Raw genomic sequence first — 610 nt, forward strand, 5'->3', positions numbered from 1 at the left:
GCCCGACGTCACGCTGCTCGAAAGGGTCCTCAGTGGACTTCGCAAGCTCTAACGCGGCCGCCCCCACCCGCGCCACCACCTCCGCGAAGATCGTCGTCGCAGGCGGCTTCGGCGTCGGCAAGACCACGCTCGTCGGCGCCGTCTCCGAGATCAACCCCCTGCGCACCGAAGCCGTCATGACCAGCGCCTCCGCCGGCATCGACGACCTCAGCCACGTCTCCGGCAAGACGACCACCACCGTCGCCATGGACTTCGGCCGCATCACCCTCGACGAGGACCTCATCCTCTACCTGTTCGGCACCCCCGGACAGGACCGCTTCTGGTTCATGTGGGACGACCTCGTCCGCGGAGCCATCGGCGCCGTCGTCCTCGTCGACACCCGCCGCCTCGCCGACTGCTTCCCCGCCCTCGACTACTTCGAGAACAGCGGACTCCCCTTCGTCGTCGCCCTCAACGGCTTCGACGGACACCAGCCCCACACCCCCGACGAAGTCCGCGAAGCACTCCAGCTCAGCACCGAAACCCCCGTCATCACCCTCGACGCCCGACGACGCGACAGCGCCAAGAGCGCCCTCATCACCCTCGTCGAACACGCCCTCCTCGCCCGGCT

The 610-nt window shown here is 68.5% G+C and carries 1 protein-coding gene; it reads left to right on the forward strand.

The genetic code is table 11. The features are described from left to right. Window positions 1–32: 32 nt before the first annotated feature. The coding region (locus IF01_RS0140850) for a GTP-binding protein (protein ID WP_030398688.1) at window positions 33–610 on the forward strand (578 nt) is incomplete at its 3' end.

It is taken from the genome of Kitasatospora purpeofusca (assembly GCF_000718025.1).
Lineage (GTDB): Bacteria > Actinomycetota > Actinomycetes > Streptomycetales > Streptomycetaceae > Kitasatospora > Kitasatospora purpeofusca.